This window comes from Pseudomonas sp. LBUM1661 (assembly GCF_059695925.1).
Genome location: NZ_CP166794.1, coordinates 5336648 through 5354421, shown reverse-complemented (window position 1 = coordinate 5354421; position 17774 = coordinate 5336648). Strand labels below are relative to the sequence as shown.

General features: G+C 56.9%; 19 protein-coding genes. 9 read left to right on the top strand and 10 right to left on the bottom strand.

What is annotated here, in order from left to right; all coding sequences use genetic code 11:
• The first annotated feature begins 5 nt into the window (after window positions 1-5).
• Window positions 6-947, top strand: a complete 942-nt coding sequence (locus ACA057_RS24515; protein WP_497343056.1) for a LysR family transcriptional regulator — start codon at window positions 6-8, stop codon at window positions 945-947.
• A 6-nt stretch (window positions 948-953) separates the two neighbouring features.
• On the opposite strand, the gene ACA057_RS24510 is transcribed toward ACA057_RS24515, so the two are convergent.
• Together ACA057_RS24510 and ACA057_RS24505 are read right to left on the bottom strand one after the other, a co-directional pair.
• Window positions 954-1481 (bottom strand): DUF1003 domain-containing protein, encoded by a 528-nt coding sequence (locus ACA057_RS24510; RefSeq protein ID WP_497343054.1) that lies wholly within the window; start codon window positions 1479-1481, stop codon window positions 954-956.
• Between the two features lie 125 nt (window positions 1482-1606).
• Window positions 1607-2218, bottom strand: coding sequence for a TetR/AcrR family transcriptional regulator (locus ACA057_RS24505; RefSeq protein WP_497343052.1), 612 nt, complete (start codon window positions 2216-2218; stop codon window positions 1607-1609).
• A gap of 216 nt (window positions 2219-2434) precedes the next feature.
• Between ACA057_RS24505 and ACA057_RS24500 the strand changes: the two genes are divergently transcribed.
• Window positions 2435-3493 carry an MBL fold metallo-hydrolase gene (locus tag ACA057_RS24500; protein WP_497343050.1) on the top strand — a complete coding sequence of 353 codons (1059 nt, stop codon included), beginning with the start codon at window positions 2435-2437 and terminating at the stop codon, window positions 3491-3493.
• A 49-nt stretch (window positions 3494-3542) separates the two neighbouring features.
• On the opposite strand, the gene ACA057_RS24495 is transcribed toward ACA057_RS24500, so the two are convergent.
• The 3 genes from ACA057_RS24495 to ACA057_RS24485 all read right to left on the bottom strand — a co-directional run bounded on the left by ACA057_RS24495 (window position 3543) and on the right by ACA057_RS24485 (window position 4990).
• The gene (locus ACA057_RS24495; protein WP_497343048.1) at window positions 3543-3800 is read right to left on the bottom strand and encodes an XRE family transcriptional regulator; all 258 of its coding nucleotides are present in this window, start codon (window positions 3798-3800) and stop codon (window positions 3543-3545) included.
• A gap of 11 nt (window positions 3801-3811) precedes the next feature.
• Window positions 3812-4129, bottom strand: coding sequence for a helix-turn-helix domain-containing protein (locus tag ACA057_RS24490; protein WP_497343046.1), 318 nt, complete (start codon window positions 4127-4129; stop codon window positions 3812-3814).
• A 93-nt stretch (window positions 4130-4222) separates the two neighbouring features.
• The gene (locus ACA057_RS24485) at window positions 4223-4990 is read right to left on the bottom strand and encodes an AraC family transcriptional regulator (protein ID WP_497343044.1); all 768 of its coding nucleotides are present in this window, start codon (window positions 4988-4990) and stop codon (window positions 4223-4225) included.
• 112 nt (window positions 4991-5102) lie between these two features.
• On the opposite strand from ACA057_RS24485, the gene ACA057_RS24480 reads away from it, so the two are divergent.
• Entirely contained in the window at window positions 5103-5918 is an 816-nt protein-coding gene (locus ACA057_RS24480; protein WP_497343042.1) for a sulfite exporter TauE/SafE family protein, read from the top strand.
• A 72-nt stretch (window positions 5919-5990) separates the two neighbouring features.
• The gene (locus tag ACA057_RS24475) at window positions 5991-6359 is read left to right on the top strand and encodes a hypothetical protein (protein ID WP_497343040.1); all 369 of its coding nucleotides are present in this window, start codon (window positions 5991-5993) and stop codon (window positions 6357-6359) included.
• 3 nt (window positions 6360-6362) lie between these two features.
• On the opposite strand, the gene ACA057_RS24470 is transcribed toward ACA057_RS24475, so the two are convergent.
• The gene (locus tag ACA057_RS24470) at window positions 6363-7352 is read right to left on the bottom strand and encodes a hypothetical protein (RefSeq protein ID WP_497343038.1); all 990 of its coding nucleotides are present in this window, start codon (window positions 7350-7352) and stop codon (window positions 6363-6365) included.
• A gap of 362 nt (window positions 7353-7714) precedes the next feature.
• Here ACA057_RS24470 and ACA057_RS24465 point away from each other — a divergent pair, with 362 nt between their 5' ends.
• On the top strand, window positions 7715-8806 hold the full coding sequence (locus tag ACA057_RS24465; RefSeq protein ID WP_497343036.1) for an SRA domain-containing endonuclease: 1092 nt from the start codon (window positions 7715-7717) through the stop codon (window positions 8804-8806).
• Between the two features lie 210 nt (window positions 8807-9016).
• On the opposite strand, the gene ACA057_RS24460 is transcribed toward ACA057_RS24465, so the two are convergent.
• The 4 genes from ACA057_RS24460 to ACA057_RS24445 all read right to left on the bottom strand — a co-directional run bounded on the left by ACA057_RS24460 (window position 9017) and on the right by ACA057_RS24445 (window position 12402).
• Entirely contained in the window at window positions 9017-9550 is a 534-nt protein-coding gene (locus ACA057_RS24460) for a BRO-N domain-containing protein (RefSeq protein ID WP_497343035.1), read from the bottom strand.
• A gap of 389 nt (window positions 9551-9939) precedes the next feature.
• Complete coding sequence (locus ACA057_RS24455; RefSeq protein ID WP_045057829.1) at window positions 9940-11190, bottom strand: ribonucleotide-diphosphate reductase subunit beta; 1251 nt, start codon at window positions 11188-11190, stop codon at window positions 9940-9942.
• A 525-nt stretch (window positions 11191-11715) separates the two neighbouring features.
• Window positions 11716-11952 carry a hypothetical protein gene (locus tag ACA057_RS24450; RefSeq protein ID WP_497343034.1) on the bottom strand — a complete coding sequence of 79 codons (237 nt, stop codon included), beginning with the start codon at window positions 11950-11952 and terminating at the stop codon, window positions 11716-11718.
• Window positions 11953-12138: 186 nt separating this feature from the next.
• The gene (locus ACA057_RS24445) at window positions 12139-12402 is read right to left on the bottom strand and encodes a DUF2790 domain-containing protein (RefSeq protein ID WP_497343032.1); all 264 of its coding nucleotides are present in this window, start codon (window positions 12400-12402) and stop codon (window positions 12139-12141) included.
• Window positions 12403-12870: 468 nt separating this feature from the next.
• On the opposite strand from ACA057_RS24445, the gene acs reads away from it, so the two are divergent.
• The 4 genes from acs (at window position 12871) to ACA057_RS24425 (ending at window position 17774) form a co-directional block, all read left to right on the top strand.
• The gene (gene acs / locus ACA057_RS24440; protein ID WP_497343030.1) at window positions 12871-14826 is read left to right on the top strand and encodes an acetate--CoA ligase; all 1956 of its coding nucleotides are present in this window, start codon (window positions 12871-12873) and stop codon (window positions 14824-14826) included.
• A gap of 698 nt (window positions 14827-15524) precedes the next feature.
• Window positions 15525-16298 (top strand): ABC transporter substrate-binding protein, encoded by a 774-nt coding sequence (locus ACA057_RS24435; RefSeq protein ID WP_489357393.1) that lies wholly within the window; start codon window positions 15525-15527, stop codon window positions 16296-16298.
• A 91-nt stretch (window positions 16299-16389) separates the two neighbouring features.
• A complete protein-coding gene (locus ACA057_RS24430; RefSeq protein WP_401362289.1) occupies window positions 16390-17079 on the top strand; it encodes an ABC transporter permease in 690 nt (229 codons plus the stop codon).
• Window positions 17076-17774 (top strand): ABC transporter permease, encoded by a 699-nt coding sequence (locus ACA057_RS24425; RefSeq protein ID WP_497343027.1) that lies wholly within the window; start codon window positions 17076-17078, stop codon window positions 17772-17774. The genes ACA057_RS24430 and ACA057_RS24425 overlap by 4 nt, the downstream gene beginning before the upstream one ends.

Sequence of the window (17774 nt, the reverse complement as noted above, 5' to 3'; positions counted from 1 at the left end):
CACGCTTGTTGATTCCTGGCTGCCACTATAGATTGGCGTTCGCGCACTCAATATTGGCGTTACTCCAAGTGATCAATGCACCGACGCACTATCGGCTGGACTACCCGGACCTGTCTCTGATCCTCGCGCTGGTACGCGGCGGCTCTCTGGCGCGGGCTTCCACGCTGTTGAAGGTCGACGTTTCGACGGTGTTTCGCGCCGTGCGCCGACTGGAAGCCGCGCTGGGTCAGCAACTGTTCGAAAAGAGCCGCGCCGGTTACTTGCCAACCACCCTGGCGCAAACGTTGGCCGAGCAGGCTGAACGGGCCGAACTTGCATTGGAGGCGGCGCGCATTGGCGTGGAGCAGGGCGGTGAAGTCATCAGCGGCACCGTGCGCCTGACCTGTACCGATTCGGTCCTGCAAGGTTTGTTGTTGCCAGCCTTGGCGAAGTTCATGCCCGGCTATCCGGCGTTGACCATCGAGTTGAGTACGTCCAACGACTTCGCCAACCTCAGCCGCCGGGATGCGGACATCGCTTTGCGACTGACCCGCACCCCACCCGAACATTTGGTCGGTCGGCGTCTGGCCGAGGTGTCTTATCGGGTGTGTGCCAGCCCGGCGTATCTGAAATCGGTCGATGCCGATGATCTGGCCGCGCTGACCTGGATCGCTCCGGACGATTTCCTTCCCGATCACCCGACCATTGCCTGGCGCCGGCAAGCATTGCCGGGCGTGACCCCAAGTTATCGCTGCAACAGCATGCTGTCGGTCACCGAACTGGTGCGAGCGGGGTTGGGCGTGGCGGCATTGCCGGACTTTTTGATCAGCGACGGGTTGCAGCCATTGGGCGAGCCACTGCACGGTTACGACACCGCGCTGTGGTTGCTGACCCGCCCGGATTGCCGCGCCTTGCGCTCGGTGGTCACGCTATTCGATGAACTGGGGCGCGCGCTGAAACTGCCATGAGGTAGGTCAGGTCTTGCGCACGAAATGCTGATGCATTTCCGACGTCAGGCCTTCGATGCGTTCGGTCAGTTCCTTGGTCATTTGCGTCAGGCGGGTGTTTTGCTCGAGTAATTCCATCAGTTGCGCGGTGTTTTGCGCCGCTTGCGCCTGACGTTCACTGTTGGCCACAGCCAGTGCTTCGCGGTGCTGCGCATCGGCGTCGGATTGGGCTTTGTCCCGCGCCGCCTGACGAGTCTGGGCCAGCAGAATCAGCGGCGCGGCGTAAGCCGATTGCAGGCTGAACGCCAGGTTGAGCAGGATGAACGGATAGAGGTCGAAGTGGGCCACGCCAAACAAATTGAGGCAAACCCATATCACCACGATCAACGTCTGCGCACCGAGAAAGGTCGGCGTGCCAAAGAACCGCGCAAAAGCCTCGGCACGCAGGGCGAACTTGTCGTTGCCGAAGGTGGGTGCCAGGTGTGCGTGAGGACGGTGGAAACGCAAGTGATCGACGTGAGCGGCGGGTTGGGTGTCGGTGGTCGAGGTGGTCATGGTGCTCTCTGCATGGCGCTGGGACTGAGGCTCACTATAGCCCCAGCGCCAGTTTCATTCTGAAACACATTGCGGTGTTTAATTCAGAGAGGCCGATTAGCTGTTAAAGCGGCAGACCTTGTCATTTATTGCAGCTGATAGCAGGCCAGAAACATGTCCAGCGCCGATTCCACGACAGTGGCCTGCATCTCGGGCGACAAGCTAGGCAGTCCCATGGAAATCTGCGGCCAGAACGCAAAGGACTTGAGCATTCCCTGAATCTGTTGGGCGGCAAAATCGGGGGCGATCGGTTTCAGTCGGCCATCGGCCTGAGCGGCGCGAATCCACACGGTCAAGCCTTCTTCGCGCTCACCCATTCGCGCCACCATGTCCTGGGCGCGCTCGGGGGAATGGATGGTGGCGGCAATGGCTACCCGCGCCAGGTCGAGAAAATTGTCATCGCCCAGCATCTGCATTTTCGCCATCAGCATCAGGCGCATCTGCTCGCGCAGCGGCAGGTCAGGGCGGTAGGACGTGTCCTGTTCTGCCGTCACCCGCGCCCACAACTGATTGAGGATTTCAGCGAACAACTCTTCCTTGCTGGGGAAGTGGTTATACACCGTGCGCTTCGACACGCCGGCGGTGGCGGCGATTTTGTCCATGCTGGTGATGTCGAAACCGTTGGCACGAAACTCGGCAATCGCCGCTTGAATGATGGCTTCGCGTTTTCGGTCGGTGAGACGCTGTGGAGCTGTCATAAGTACGCTTCGGCAGGAAGAAGTGAAGAATTACACTCGGCAGTTTACTTGTGATCGGCTTTGATGCAACCTTGAAACTACACTGTGCAGTGTAATGTTTTGTTAATCCTGCGCAGTGAACAATAGAATCTTCGGCTGATGCGTGCGTGCCTTGGCCATTTATCGTCCCAAAACGGAGCGCCGCGAGTCATGCGGTTTTCCCGGAGTCATTCAGACATGGCCAATTCAACTTCCCTGGCGGACAACGCCTCCACACCTGAAGCGTCTCGACAGGCTCAAAGGCAGTACCGAAACCATACGCCGGTGCAGCGCGAAGGCTTTCGTAAAACCTTGCGCATCCTCTGGAGCGTGATCTTTCAAAAACCGAAAAACACCCGCCCGACGGCCCCCGTCCCGGTGCAATCCTTGACCCGTGATGCGCTGTTGGCCGCGCCCAATCACAGCGTCTATCGCCTCGGTCATTCCACTGTCTTGCTGAAGCTGCGCGACAAATTCTGGATCACCGACCCGGTGTTCGCCGAACGCGCCTCACCGGTGCAATGGGCCGGCCCCAAGCGTTTTCACCAGCCGCCAATCAGCCTTGAAGAGTTGCCGCCGATCGAAGCGGTGATCCTGTCCCACGATCACTACGACCACCTGGATTACAACGCTGTCCTCAAACTGGCAGACAAGACCAACTACTTCCTCACCCCGCTGGGCGTGGGCGACACCCTGATCAAGTGGGGCATCGACGCCGCAAAAGTCCGCCAGCTGGATTGGTGGCAGGGTACCGAAGTCGACGGCATCCAATTCATCGCCACACCGTCACAACACTTTTCTGGCCGTGGCTTGTTCGATGGCAACAGCACGCTGTGGGCCTCGTGGGTAATGATAGACGGCGACACGCGGATCTTCTTCAGTGGCGACAGCGGTTACTCCGACGGCTTCAAACGCATCGGTGAACAGTACGGCCCGTTCGACCTGACACTGATGGAAACCGGCGCCTACAACGTTGAATGGCCGCATGTTCACATGCAACCCGAGCAAACCCTGCAGGCGCACATCGATCTGAAAGGCCGTTGGTTGCTGCCGATTCACAACGGTACTTTCGATCTGTCGATGCATGCCTGGTATGAACCGTTTGACCGCATCCTGGCGTTGGCCTGGGAGCGGAATGTGTCGATTACTACGCCGCAGATGGGGGAGGCGTTTAATGTGATGCACCCGCAGCGGGGGAGTGCGTGGTGGTTGGGGATGGAAGGTGAAAGTGATCAGGTGATAGCTCAGAACGCTTGATGGTGCTGCCGGGCCGATCAGCAATGTCGGCCCGAGCACCATGGCCAAACTAGCTGCGCTCCCGTAGCAGGTTTAGATACTCCGAGATCTTTGCCACGGTCAGATCTCGAAATTTCCCACGGAGTATTTCACTCAATTCCTCCTGAGACAGTCCTAGCCTTTGTGCAGCCTCAGCCTTACCCAGCCGACCAGTTTCGAGCAACATGCCTATCTTCATGACGTGCTCAGCTTTGGCTCGCATCTCACCAGCATCGGGATAACCCAGCGCCTCATACACGCAGCCGTTACTTCCATCGATTTCATTCATCTGCAGACACCTCACTCAACCATTGCATAATCCGCCCGACCCACCGGATTCGGTGTAGACCCTTTCACATTCATCCCGCGCCCCGGCGCAAACCCCGGGAAGAACACCAACCCCTCTGATTCAAACCGATACGCCAACGCCAGCCGCGTGACGTCCAGCACATCCCGCTCTGCCTCGAATCGCTCAATGGCATCAACGGAAACCCCAGACTCTGAAGACAACTCCTCAACACTCCAACCCAGCATCGCTCGGGCCTGGGCGCAGTGGGCCGGGGTGAATTGGAAAAGGGCGATACGTTCCAGGGTGATTTTCATCGCAAGAGAGGCCATGGTGTGCTCCGGGCTCGAGAGTGCTGATTCAAAATATACTGTGTTTTTGTACAGTTGTTTTGAGCCCGAATCAAATTCATTTTTAGATTTTTGCTATTTCACCCCTTCCAGCCAGACGGACGGTGCCTGGCCCAAAATGCGTCGGAACATCGTCGAGAACGCCGCCGGGCTGTCATAACCGAAATCCAGGGCAATGCGCGTCACCGGTTCGCCCACTGCCAATCGCGCCAGTGCCAACACCACGCATGCCCGCTGCCGCCATTGGCTGAAACTCAGGTCAGTCTGTTGGCGGAACAAGCGATTAAAGGTGCGCAGACTGATGTGCAACTGATCGGCCCATTGCTGCGGCGACTGATGAGCATTGGGCCGCTGTAGAAAAACCTGACACAACGCCAGCAGCCGAGCATCGACAGGCAGCGGAATGTGCAGCGGCAGATGAGCACTGCGCGCCAGTTCGTGCAGCAGCAAGTCGATCAACGCACCGTCGCGCCCAGCCTCGTCGTACGCCAGCGGCACCTCCACCGCCTCCATCAGCAAGTGCCGCATCAATGGCGAAACACTGATTACCTGGCAGCGGCTCCCTAAATCCACCGTCCCCGGCTCGATGTACACACTGCGCGTGCTCACCCCCAGCATCAGCACCTCGTGCGCCACCCCCGCCGGAATCCACACCGCCCGCTGCGGCGGCACCACCCAGTTGCCGTCGTGCGTGGTGACCTGCATCACTCCCGTGGCGCCGTACAACAATTGCGCCCGACGGTGTGTATGACGGGGCAACACCTGACCGTAGGAATAATCCGTACCGATGGCCACCACCGGCCGTGGCGTGTCGTCCAGCAAATCAATCGAAACATTGCGCATCGAGCGGCTTCCAGCAGTTGGCGTAAACGCAAACATTATTGGCTCACTTGCTGAAGCAGGCCAAGGCGCATCGCTCTATCGTCGACCGCTCTCTACCAACGGACGACGCGCAATGTTCTATCTCTTGCTGGCACTCTTTGGCTGCATGACCGGCGTCACCGCCGTGCTCTTTGGCTTCGGCGGCGGCTTCGTCGTCGTGCCGTTGCTGTACCGCATGCTCGTGGCCAGCCACGGTGCAGACGACCCGATGGGTCAATCAGCGATGCACATTGCGGTGGCCACCTCGACCTGCGTGATGATCGTCAACGCGCTGGTCGCCACCGGAAAACACCACCGCGCGGGTAATCTGATTCGCCATTACCTGTGGCCGTTAGGTGGTTACATCGGAGTGGGCGCGGTGGTCGGCGCCGTACTCGCCATGTGGGTGAGCGGAGAGGTGATTCGCTATGCCTTCATCGCCTACCTGGGCGTGACCATTGTGGACTGCCTGTTCAGACGAGGATTTCTCACACCCTCCGACAACGGAATCCCACGTCGATTGGGAAGGGTGGAAGTCTCCGGTGGAGGTGTAGGAATCGGCACTATTGCTACGTTTCTCGGCGTAGGAGGCAGCGTCATGACCGTGCCGTTGTTGCGGCGTTGTGGGTTGAGCATGAGTCAGGCGACGTCCATGGCCAATCCGCTGAGCTTGCCGGTGGCACTGGCCGGGACACTGACTTACATGGCGATGGCGGGGTTCACAGCGATTGATCTGGGGGTGTGGTTTATCGGTTACGTCGACTTGCTGGCGTTTGCGGTTTTGACGATTGGGTCACTGCTGGGAATCAGGCTGGCCACTCCATGGATCGGGCGGTTACCGGACCGAGTGCATGCGCGGGTGTATGTTGGTTTGCTAGTGTTGGTGATGCTGAGTATGTGCGTCAGGTAGGGTTGGAGTCAGTAGGCTTATTCGTAAAAATATGCCCTTTACACTGTTCAGGATTTTACCCGGGAGAAGGTCATGTCGATCCTCGAAAGTGACTGGAAGAAATTCAAGGAGCTGCGCGAGATCGCGCTCGATCGTTTCTGTCAGGGCGTCCTGGACGACGCCAAAACAATTACCCAGCACGGTGCCCTTTCGACCCATGCCAGGTATCGAATGCTCTATCGCCTGATGCGAGATCGTGACAAAGACATAGTCGAGATTTTCGACAATAACAGCCAATCCCGTTCCAGTGCGCTCAGCGGCTTGTGGTTGATGGTCATGCATGACTTGCTGACCGATGCAGAGTTATCAGTTCTCAGTGAACCTGCATTGAGCTACATCGAGGAAGTGGTTCGTCAGCCCTATATGCTGGAATGGCCTGAAGAGAGCGTGCGACAGGAGTGAAAACTACTTGTCCGCTAACCCCGGCGCCTCACGAATAATGAAGTGGTCCAGGTTCTCAATATTCGCACTGAACACCCCGAACGTCTGCTCGGGGTTCCTCTTGCTCGGCACCTGCTTCAACTCCGGTGTCACGCCATAAAAGAAACAATACAACTCAGCCTCACTCTCGATGGCATGCTTGATCTCTTCCAGAAACGCTTTGCGCTTGCGGTAGTTGTCGATCAACTTCTTGCTCAGGTAAACGTTGACTGAATAAGGCTTCTTCTTCGCCTCGTCCGCTTGCTTGAACCAGACTTTCTGTTCGAAATCGATGCGAAAGCTCTGGGTGTAATCCTTGATCTCCTTGATCTTGCCCCAGTAAATCAGCCCCTTGTTGTCCGTCAGGTATTCGATCTTCTTGAAGAACGACCCATAAGGCGCCGTGTGCTCGCCAATCTTCAGCGGCATGCGCTTGAGCAGCTCCTTGTCCTCGAAGTTCGACACAAAACACTCCACCGGATGGGCGAAGATGCTGGTCTTGTCTGGCGTCGAATCACGGCCCGGGTGCTCAACATCACTGGCCGCTGAAGGCGTTCGCGGCTCATCCCGCGTCACGTCCCCAGCCACCGCCGGGGCCGACGGCTTGCGCACATACTCACGCCGAGTCAGTAACAACTCCGACGGAAAATGCTCCTCACGACTGTCATCCGTTTCCGCACTGTCCGCGTCCACACCTGACGCCGGCGTCTTGAGACTGACATAAGGACAATCCGCCACATGCCGGGTGCTGGGCGTGTTCTTGAAGTGCGGGGTGCGAACGTAATTCACATTCTTGGCGTTGAATGTCGTCAGCACATTCAACCCATCGAACGCCAAACGACAGGCATCGTTGGGGCACTGAAAGTGCTCCTTGGAGGAATCGAACTCCATGGTCTCGTCGAAATTCAAATCGCGCACGTCATAGATCGACAGCTTGTCGTCGAGGCTGAGGCAGTAGGCGAGGTCGAATTTCATGGTGGGCTTCGGGTCCTTGAGTGGGGAAGGGTATTAATAGCGGGAGGTGGGGCGAGTTGCACTGAATGTTTTCAAACACCCACAAAACCAGCAGCCAGCCACCGGACCTGTAGGAGCGAGCTTGCTCGCGAAAAACTCAAGAACACCACTGAGTATCTGGTTCTACGCACCAACATTCAAAACTTGCAACGGAACACCGCCAAGAGCGGGCTCGCCACGGCTATCGAAAATCTCAGCCTTCAGCTAGCTGGCGAACTCTAAAAATAGTGGCTATTCGCCCTATTACGTATTGAAACCCTTTGGTACTTTGGCGACGGTAGGAATTTTCCTACGGAAATTGTCGATAAAGGGCAGCGCTCGTGGTGATCAAAGCGGTTTCGAAGGAACGAATAGACAAAGCGTTGTTGGAGTTTGATCGAAAATTTCGGGATAAGAATGAGTGGCAGGGTTGGGAAAAGAACTTAGCTCACCGTTACGCCGTTCACGCGGGCGGTGAACTGTACCCAGCGAAGAAAATTGTCTCTCTGGCTACCGGAATTGCCGTAGGCGAATTCTCGGGTGGGCGCCCGACTAACAGCTACCTAGAAAAGCGAGGCTTCACTATTGTGGAGTTACCGCATAGGGAAGGCGAGCCTGTATTGCAGTTCACGCCGGGAGCTGTTTACGACCGAAAAACTGAGATCAACGGACCGTTCGGTGGAAGCCTGCAAAGCGGCATTGCAGCGTCCGCTACCCACCCTGTGATTTTTTTGTTCACGGGCGATAGCGGCGAGCAATACGGGTATGCCGACGATTGGGACAACGGCGCCTATTTATATACCGGTGAAGGACAGCGCGGACCGATGACTTTGATCCGAGGCAACCGAGCCATTGCTGAGCATGCCGAGGATGGCCGAGCGCTGCATTTGTTTAAGTCCCTTGGCAAAGGTAAAGGCAACGCTTACGTGGGCGAGTTTTCTTGCGCCGACATGTTTGAGCGGACCCAGCCTGATGTGAGCGGCCAGGATCGGACGGCGATTGTTTTTCGGTTAGTCCCTGTGGATATTTCTGGTGGAATAGCAGCTGAAGAACAGTATGAAGATGAGGCAAACCTTTCCGACTCTTTGGCTGCTGCGCGGTTGGCAGCGTTGGCTGCATGTAAGCCTAGCAGCGATGATTTAGGACAATCCGCTCCGCGTAAGATCTATCAACGCAGCCGTAAGGTTGCGCACTATGTGTTGATGCGCGCCGAGGGTGAATGTGAGAGCTGTGAGAAGCCGGCTCCTTTTATGAAAAAGGATGGCACACCCTACTTAGAGCCGCATCACGTAAACCGGCTCTCAGATGGTGGGTTAGATCACCCACGCTATGTGGGGGCGGTGTGTCCAAGTTGTCATCGGGAAATTCATTCTGGCGTGCACGGGGCGTTGATGAATCAGAGGCTGAAGCAACGGTTGGAAGCACTTGAAGGCTGATTGAGCTGTGCGCCAAGACAGTTGAGCCGTCGCCGGCAATACCCCCCGAGGCTGCTAATACAGAATTATACGGAATTTTGTGTGGCGTAAAATCGTGAGGCCAGGTAGCTAGATGACTGTGCCAGACGCTTAGGAATGAGCTGAATCCGCGTTTGACGATCGCCGAGGGTTGAACTCCCCTCGGTCGATTCTACAAAAGCCACCGCTGCACTAACTCACCGAAGGTCTCGACGACTGAACCACCTCCAATACCTTCCGCCACCATGACTTACCCGCCGGTATTCGCCGCCGTGTACGGCTGAGCAGCAGCAACGGCATATCCCGCAGTCGAATCCAGCCCTCATCCTGCCAATGCAACAGACTCAACGACATCTCTGGCCAATCCAACAAACTCAACATCGGCCGATCGGCATTGTCCGACGGCAATGCATCACGCAAGGCGGGGACAACCTGATGCGTTAGCCACTCACGTAGCAACCGATTCCCCGGCGCGTAGTGATACACCAACAAGGCATATACACCTGACTCGCTAAGCATCAACCGTTGCTCCGGTTGACCGTGGTAGCGAATCAGCAGCGTGTGCCTTTGATCCTCGTCCAGTTTGCTGACCACGCGATCATTCAAGTGGACGCCCATTAAACGACCGAGATCGCGGGCGCAGAACCAGGGTTGGTTTTCCAGCAGGAGAGCGTGGAAGGCGAGGTTATGGCGAGTGAAGATTGTCGGGCTGAAAGGATCAGTCATGATCGATCGATGTGGGATGTGTGCAGGCATATCCATTACCTCTACGTTGAAGTTGAAGAGGCCGGAACCCAACGTAGAGGATCTAAGAAATCCCAACGAGCTGTTTCTCTCACTCACAAGATTACGCATACATTGCCGAAATCAGCACGCGTACTGGGTGAGGGAATTAGCTTCTACGTTGGGCGTTTCTTAGGCACCTGCAATAGAGCTTAGAAGTGCTTTGAATAGTCATCAATGCAGAAAGGTCTGGAGTTGCTGTAGGCGTTTTGGCAGTGACCGTCGAGAGAAGTAAGACTTTTCCTACCCAATAAAAAAGCCCCGATCAGATCGGGGCTTTTTAGTATTTCGATTTGTCGATTTACATCGTCAAATCGCGACAAGCTCAGGAATCAATCCCAGCTCAACGCCCCACCAGTCTGATACTCAATAACCCGAGTCTCAAAGAAATTCTTCTCTTTCTTCAAGTCCATAATCTCGCTCATCCAAGGGAACGGGTTCGTAGTCCCCGGATACTCTTCCTTCAACCCAATCTGCGACAGACGACGGTTAGCGATGAACTTCAGGTAGTCCTCCATCATCGCCGCGTTCATGCCCAACACGCCGCGAGGCATGGTGTCACGCGCGTATTCGATTTCCAGCTGAGTGCCCTGCAGAATCATCTGCGAAGCTTCTTCCTTCATTTCCGCATCCCACAAGTGTGGGTTTTCGATTTTGATCTGGTTGATCACGTCGATGCCGAAGTTCAGGTGCATGGATTCGTCGCGCAGGATGTATTGGAACTGCTCGGCGACACCGGTCATTTTGTTGCGGCGGCCCATGGAGAGGATCTGGGTGAAGCCGCAGTAGAAGAAGATGCCTTCCAGAACGCAGTAGTAGGCGATCAGGTTGCGCAGCAGTTCTTTGTCGGTTTCGACGGTGCCGGTTTCGAACTTCGGATCGGAGATCGAACGGGTGTATTTGAGGCCCCAAGTGGCTTTTTTCGCGACCGATGGGATCTCGTGGTACATGTTGAAGATCTCGCCTTCATCCATGGCCAACGATTCGATGCAGTACTGGTAGGCGTGGGTGTGGATCGCCTCTTCGAAGGCCTGGCGCAGGATGTACTGGCGGCATTCCGGGTTGGTGATCAGGCGGTACACGGCCAGCACCAGGTTGTTGGCAACCAGGGAGTCGGCGGTGGAGAAGAAGCCGAGGTTGCGCATGACGATGCGGCGCTCGTCGTCGGTCAGGCCTTCCGGGTCTTTCCAGAGGGCGATGTCGGCGGTCATGTTGACTTCTTGCGGCATCCAGTGGTTTGCGCAGCCGTCCAGGTATTTCTGCCAGGCCCAGTCGTACTTGAAAGGTACGAGTTGGTTGAGGTCGGCGCGGCAGTTGATCATGCGCTTTTCGTCGACCGCTACACGGGCCGAGGCGCCTTCGAGTTCGGCCAGGCCTTCGGCGACGTCAAGATTGTCCAGGGCCGCTTTGGCACGGGCGATGGCGGCTGAGTCCGACGCGGTAACAGCGCGAGCTTCTTGCGCAGCGACACCACCAGCGGTGTCGAGGCGGTCCATGTTGGCTTCAGTCGCGTGGCCGGCGTTGGCGCCTTTCACCACGGTTTCGCCGCTGTCTTCTTTGTCGAATTCGTCCCAGCTCAGCATGACGTGTCGTCTCCTGCGTGAGGGCCAGATGCCCGTGTGAAAACTGATAGGTTGGTTTTTCACACGACCGTCTGGCCGCGTTGGATCTTAAGGAATCGTTTTTTGCAGCGGTACAACGCAGGCAATAAACAGAATTTTGTACGGGTGTACTGAGGCCACTGACGGGCGCAGAAAGTGTGGACAGCTTCTGCGTGGGCTTCAGACTGGCGTGTTCCCCTGTAAGGGAATATTGCAGGCCCGATTTACGGCGCATTATAGGGAAATTTTCAGCCGCGTGGTGCGACGAAATGGCACTGAGAAGGGCAGGCAAGGGACGTTTTTAGGCGGGAGTGAGGGTTTACAGGGCTTTGGCTGGTATCGCGGGTGCAGATTTTTTTTTCATAAATTTTGGCGCTCGATTATTTTTGTTCAAAAAACAATCAAAAACCGCGTTTTCCACTACATGTTGTGTTTTGAGTCGGTTTTCGGTAGCTCAAGACACAACTAAGCCCGACCAGCGTCGGGCCTTGAAGTCATGCTCATTGATCAGCTGAGACGCGCTGCACCGACATGGTCTGCACCATCGGCCGCGACCTTGGCTGAGCCGGTGTGATCGGAACCGTCGGAAGCAAAGGACGCCGAGCCGGTGTGGTCGTATCCGTCAGAAGCGACAGCCGCGTCAGCGGTGAAAGCAGCCGAACCTGTGCGGTCATAGCCGTCGGCGGCGAAGGTGTTGGCGGCCAACACAGACAGGGTCAGGGCGAGGATCAGTTTGGTGTTCATGGTGCGGCTCCAGATTCTTGGCGTTGTGTGCCTTGGTGTGGAATGCATGTTACGCCGGTAAATTCGATTGAAAGGCGCAAATAGATGCTAAATACAATCGTATAAATCGATAGGTAAGGTTCGGCGCTTCATCTGCCTTAAGTAGCGGGCGGGTGGGTCGAACCTTGGGAAAGTGAGGGTGGGTGATTAGCCGCTAGTGCAGCCGTTACCCATGACGCTGTAACGCAGAATGTGGCGTTGGCCTTTGGAATCGTCGTATTCCATTTTCGCCGGAACAACTTCACAAACGTTCGGGATTTCGCTCATCGAGATAACTTTGGCGATGTCCAGATGCGTGGAGTAAGTGTATTCCTCTACCGCCGGTTGTTGCTGTGCGACATCAGTCGGGGCCTCGTCTGCCATGGCGGTTGCGCACAGGCTGCTGAGGGCCAGAACTAATAAAGCTTTCATTTCAGGTTTACCTTTTAAAGGTCGAGTGGGGTCACGCAATCTTTTTGGGATTGCGTGTGGAACTTGAGTTTTCGTCTTGGATTTACACCCTTCGTGGGGGCTGCAACTGGGTGATGCGTTGCCTGGTTGGCGAGGCTGATTTTAGGCGTGGGGGGGGGATTCATATAGGCGTGCTTTTGATAAACACCTTTGACAGATTTCGTAACAATCCCGCAATACCGTGTAGGAGCGAGCTTGCTCGCGATGGGCATGAACGAAAACGTGCCCCGTCTGACACCCCGATGCGCTCTCGGGTTTATCGCGAGCGAGCTCGCTCCTACAGGGGTTGTGGCGTGTTTGGGGCGTGGATTTTGGGCTTATCACGATAATTTGTAGGGGCTTGTTACTACCATCGTCGAATGGTTCTATAGGCCCGGCACCGCTACAACTGGGTCATACAAAAACAACTATTCCACCGAGGTAAGAAAGATGAGTGCGGCTTCCCTGTATCCCGTTCGTCCCGAGGTTGCGGCCAACACGTTGACTGACGAGGCGACCTACAAGGCCATGTACCAGCAGTCCGTCGTCAACCCGGACGGCTTCTGGCGCGAGCAAGCCAAGCGCCTCGACTGGATCAAGCCTTTCACCACGGTGAAGCAGACCTCCTTCGACGATCACCATGTCGACATCAAATGGTTCGCCGACGGCACCCTGAACGTTTCCTACAACTGCCTCGACCGTCATCTGGCCGAGCGCGGCGATCAAGTGGCGATTATTTGGGAAGGGGACGACCCTGCCGAAAGCCGCAACATCACCTACCGCGAGCTGCATGAACAAGTCTGCAAGTTCGCCAACGCCCTGCGCGGCCAGGATGTGCACCGCGGCGACGTGGTGACTATCTATATGCCGATGATCCCCGAAGCCGTGGTCGCCATGCTGGCCTGCACCCGGATCGGCGCGATTCACTCGGTGGTGTTCGGTGGTTTCTCGCCGGAAGCCCTGGCCGGTCGCATCATCGACTGCAAATCCAAAGTGGTGATTACGGCCGACGAAGGTATTCGTGCCGGCAAGAAGATCCCGCTCAAGACCAACGTCGACGACGCGCTGACCAACCCGGAAACCAGCAGCATTCAGAAAGTCATCGTGTGCAAGCGCACCGGTGGCAACATCAAGTGGAACCAGCATCGCGACATCTGGTACGAAGACCTGATGAAAGTGGCGGGCAGCGTTTGCGCGCCGAAAGAGATGGGCGCCGAAGAAGCGCTGTTCATCCTTTACACCTCCGGCTCGACGGGCAAGCCGAAGGGCGTGCAGCACACCACCGGCGGTTACCTGCTGTATGCGGCCATGACCCACGAGCGCGTGTTTGACTACCGCCCGGGCGAAATCTACTGGTGCACCGCCGACGTCGGCTGGATCACCGGCCACACCTACATCGTCTACGGCCCGCTGGCCAATGGCGGGACCACGCTACTGTTCGAAGGCGTGCCGAACTACCCGGACATCACCCGGGTGGCGAAGATCGTCGACAAGCACAAGGTCAACATCCTCTACACCGCGCCAACCGCGATTCGCGCGATGATGGCGTCCGGCACCGCCGCTGTTGAAGGCGCTGACGGCAGCAGCCTGCGACTGTTGGGTTCGGTCGGTGAGCCGATTAACCCGGAAGCGTGGGATTGGTACTACAAGAACGTCGGCCAATCCCGTTGCCCGATCGTTGACACCTGGTGGCAGACCGAAACCGGTGCGACCCTGATGAGCCCATTGCCGGGCGCTCACGGGCTCAAGCCGGGTTCCGCGGCGCGTCCGTTCTTCGGTGTGGTGCCAGCGTTGGTGGACAACCTGGGCAACATCATCGAAGGCGTGGCCGAGGGCAATCTGGTGATTCTCGATTCGTGGCCAGGCCAGGCGCGCACGCTGTTTGGCGACCATGACCGTTTCGTCGACACCTACTTCAAGACCTTCCGTGGCATGTACTTCACCGGTGACGGTGCGCGTCGTGACGAAGACGGTTACTTCTGGATCACCGGGCGTGTGGATGACGTGCTTAACGTCTCCGGTCACCGCATGGGCACCGCCGAGATCGAAAGCGCGATGGTCGCTCACCCGAAAGTCGCCGAAGCAGCGGTGGTCGGTGTGCCGCACGACATCAAGGGGCAGGGCATTTATGTCTACGTCACCTTGATTGGTGGCGAAGAGCCGACCGAGCAACTGCGCCTGGAACTGAAAAACTGGGTGCGCAAAGAGATTGGCCCGATTGCCTCGCCGGATGTCATCCAGTGGGCGCCGGGTCTGCCGAAAACCCGTTCGGGCAAGATCATGCGCCGGATTCTGCGCAAGATTGCGACGGCCGAATACGATGGGTTGGGGGATATCTCCACCCTGGCGGATCCGGGTGTGGTGCAGCATTTGATTGATGAGCACAAGATCATGAATGTTGCGTAAGCGCGGGTTCTGAGTCGAGGAAGCCCTGCCGGACGAAGAGTCTGGCGGGGCTTTTTATTGTCTGGGGTTTTTGTGGGTGGCGTTCTGGCCTCATCGCTAGCAGGCTAGCTCCCACAGGGATCTCCGGTGGATTCACAATTTGAAACGAGCGCAGTTCCTTGTGGGAGCTAGCCTGCTAGCGATGGCGATCTGTCAGACACCGCCTAAACAACAGCCAATAATTATCGGCTTCATGTGTAGGCCACTTCCCACTGTTACCCACCACCCTTCAAGTAACTGAATGTGTAACCGCTCGCGCCGATACGGGGCATTGGGAAACGCCAATCCCCACCATCGCGCCTTACCAAGCCCTCAAAGAAATAAGAAGCAACGCTAAGCTTGCCGGATTAGAAGGCTTTGCCAATAATAGGCCCGCAATTTGCAGCATAGATCGGTTCACTGTCTTTTGCTCTTGCATGAATTTGCAAGGCTGTCAACGCGCCTAAACCGCTTTCTCAGTGCATCTGTAATTAGTTGTCGCATTGAAGAAATATCGGCTTCGGGCCTGTCGTTAGAATGCCGATCACTCGCTCGTCGTTGCTCGCGTTGAAATCAGCGTGGGTTTCCGAAGACGCAGCTTCGCTTTGCGGTTTAACCCATTCGCATATTGGGCTGTCGCTCACTCTGCCGTTTTAGCCCTTTACCGATGGAGTCCCAAGATGAAGAAACTCGTGCTGCTTGGCGCCCTGGCACTGTCCGTGCTGTCCCTGCCGACTTTCGCCGATGAAAAGCCTCTGAAAATTGGTATCGAAGCGGCTTACCCTCCGTTTGCCTCCAAGGCACCGGACGGCAGCATCGTTGGTTTCGACTACGACATCGGCAATGCCCTGTGTGAAGAGATGAAGGTCAAGTGCGTGTGGGTCGAGCAAGAGTTCGACGGCCTGATCCCGGCACTCAAAGTGCGCAAGATCGACGCGATCCTGTCGTCCATGTCGATCACTGAAGATCGCAAGAAGTCCGTGGACTTCACCAACAAGTACTACAACACCCCGGCTCGCCTGGTCATGAAGGCGGGCACTTCGGTCAGCGACAGCCTGGCCGAACTCAAGGGCAAGAACATCGGCGTGCAGCGTGGTTCGATCCACGAGCGTTTCGCCCGCGAAGTCCTGGCCCCGCTGGGTGCCGAGATCAAGCCTTACGGTTCGCAGAACGAAATTTACCTCGACGTAGCAGCCGGTCGCCTCGACGGCACCGTGGCAGACGCTACGCTGCTGGATGACGGTTTCCTGAAAACCGACGCCGGCAAAGGTTTCGCCTTCGTTGGCCCGGCCTTCACCGACGTCAAATACTTCGGCGACGGCGTGGGTATCGCCGTTCGCAAGGGTGACGCGCTGAAAGACAAGATCAACACCGCGATCACGGCCATTCGCGAGAACGGCAAGTACAAGCAAATCCAGGACAAATACTTCGCCTTCGATATCTACGGCAAGTAACACGTCCCGGCGACAAGTCCGAAATGGCGCAAGCAACAGGATCACTGAGGTTTGCGCCATTTTTTCATCCCAACTTTCGAGGACCTGAATCATGTTGAAAGGCTACGGGGCTGTCATCCTCGATGGCGCATGGCTGACGCTTCAGCTCGCCTTGTCGTCCATGGTCCTGGCCATTTTTCTGGGGCTGATCGGCGTTGCGCTGCGTCTGTCCCCGATCCGCTGGCTGGCCTGGCTGGGCGACCTGTATTCCACGGTGATCCGCGGGATTCCCGACCTGGTGCTGATCCTGCTGATTTTCTACGGTGGTCAGGACCTGCTCAACCGCGTTGCGCCGATGCTGGGTTTTGACGATTACATCGACCTCAACCCGTTGGCCGCCGGTATTGGCACCCTGGGCTTCATCTTCGGTGCGTACCTGTCGGAAACCTTCCGAGGCGCCTTCATGGCGATCCCCAAAGGTCAGGCCGAAGCGGGCATGGCATACGGCATGAGCAGTTTTCAGGTGTTCTTCCGGGTGTTGGTGCCGCAGATGATTCGCCTGGCGATTCCAGGTTTCACCAACAACTGGCTGGTACTGACCAAGGCCACCGCGCTGATTTCGGTGGTGGGTCTGCAAGACATGATGTTCAAGGCCAAGCAGGCGGCAGATGCCACCCGCGAGCCTTTCACCTTCTTCCTCGCAGTGGCGGCGATGTATCTGGTGATCACCAGTGTCTCGTTGCTGGCATTGCGTCACCTTGAGAAGCGCTACTCGGTAGGCGTAAGGGCGGCTGATCTATGATCTTCGACTACAACGTCATTTGGGAGGCCCTGCCGCTGTACTTCGGCGGCCTGGTGACCACCCTCAAATTGCTCGCGCTGTCGCTGTTTTTCGGCCTGTTGTGCGCCTTGCCGCTGGGCTTGATGCGCGTCTCGAAAAACTCTGTCGTCAACATGAGCGCCTGGCTCTACACCTACGTGATCCGCGGCACGCCGATGCTGGTGCAGCTGTTTTTGATCTACTACGGCCTGGCGCAATTCGAAGCGGTACGTGAAAGCTTCTTGTGGCCGTGGCTGTCCAGCGCCACGTTCTGTGCGTGCCTGGCCTTCGCCATCAACACCAGCGCCTACACCGCCGAAATCATCGCCGGCAGCCTGCGCGCCACGCCGAACGGCGAGATTGAAGCGGCCAAGGCGATGGGCATGTCGCGCTACAAAATGTACAAGCGCATCCTGTTGCCATCGGCCCTGCGCCGGGCACTGCCGCAGTACAGCAACGAAGTGATCATGATGCTGCAGACCACCAGTCTGGCGTCCATCGTGACCCTGATCGACATCACCGGTGCCGCGCGCACGGTCAACGCTCAGTTCTACTTGCCGTTCGAAGCCTACATCACGGCGGGTGTGTTCTACCTGTGCCTGACCTTCATTCTGGTGAAGCTGTTCAAACTGGCCGAGCGCCGCTGGCTGGGCTACCTGGCCCCGCGGAAGCACTGA

Coding starts and splice junctions, on each gene's coding strand:
- ACA057_RS24430 (WP_401362289.1), top strand. CDS start 16,390: ATGTTGAAAGGCTACGGGGCTGTCATCCTCGATGGCGCATGGCTGACG.
- ACA057_RS24450 (WP_497343034.1), bottom strand. CDS start 11,952: ATGAACACCAAACTGATCCTCGCCCTGACCCTGTCTGTGTTGGCCGCC.
- ACA057_RS24455 (WP_045057829.1), bottom strand. CDS start 11,190: ATGCTGAGCTGGGACGAATTCGACAAAGAAGACAGCGGCGAAACCGTG.
- ACA057_RS24475 (WP_497343040.1), top strand. CDS start 5,991: ATGTCGATCCTCGAAAGTGACTGGAAGAAATTCAAGGAGCTGCGCGAG.
- ACA057_RS24425 (WP_497343027.1), top strand. CDS start 17,076: ATGATCTTCGACTACAACGTCATTTGGGAGGCCCTGCCGCTGTACTTC.
- ACA057_RS24505 (WP_497343052.1), bottom strand. CDS start 2,218: ATGACAGCTCCACAGCGTCTCACCGACCGAAAACGCGAAGCCATCATT.
- ACA057_RS24435 (WP_489357393.1), top strand. CDS start 15,525: ATGAAGAAACTCGTGCTGCTTGGCGCCCTGGCACTGTCCGTGCTGTCC.
- ACA057_RS24445 (WP_497343032.1), bottom strand. CDS start 12,402: ATGAAAGCTTTATTAGTTCTGGCCCTCAGCAGCCTGTGCGCAACCGCC.
- ACA057_RS24485 (WP_497343044.1), bottom strand. CDS start 4,990: ATGCGCAATGTTTCGATTGATTTGCTGGACGACACGCCACGGCCGGTG.
- ACA057_RS24480 (WP_497343042.1), top strand. CDS start 5,103: ATGTTCTATCTCTTGCTGGCACTCTTTGGCTGCATGACCGGCGTCACC.
- ACA057_RS24460 (WP_497343035.1), bottom strand. CDS start 9,550: ATGACTGATCCTTTCAGCCCGACAATCTTCACTCGCCATAACCTCGCC.
- ACA057_RS24510 (WP_497343054.1), bottom strand. CDS start 1,481: ATGACCACCTCGACCACCGACACCCAACCCGCCGCTCACGTCGATCAC.
- ACA057_RS24470 (WP_497343038.1), bottom strand. CDS start 7,352: ATGAAATTCGACCTCGCCTACTGCCTCAGCCTCGACGACAAGCTGTCG.
- ACA057_RS24495 (WP_497343048.1), bottom strand. CDS start 3,800: ATGAATGAAATCGATGGAAGTAACGGCTGCGTGTATGAGGCGCTGGGT.
- ACA057_RS24500 (WP_497343050.1), top strand. CDS start 2,435: ATGGCCAATTCAACTTCCCTGGCGGACAACGCCTCCACACCTGAAGCG.
- ACA057_RS24490 (WP_497343046.1), bottom strand. CDS start 4,129: ATGGCCTCTCTTGCGATGAAAATCACCCTGGAACGTATCGCCCTTTTC.
- acs (WP_497343030.1), top strand. CDS start 12,871: ATGAGTGCGGCTTCCCTGTATCCCGTTCGTCCCGAGGTTGCGGCCAAC.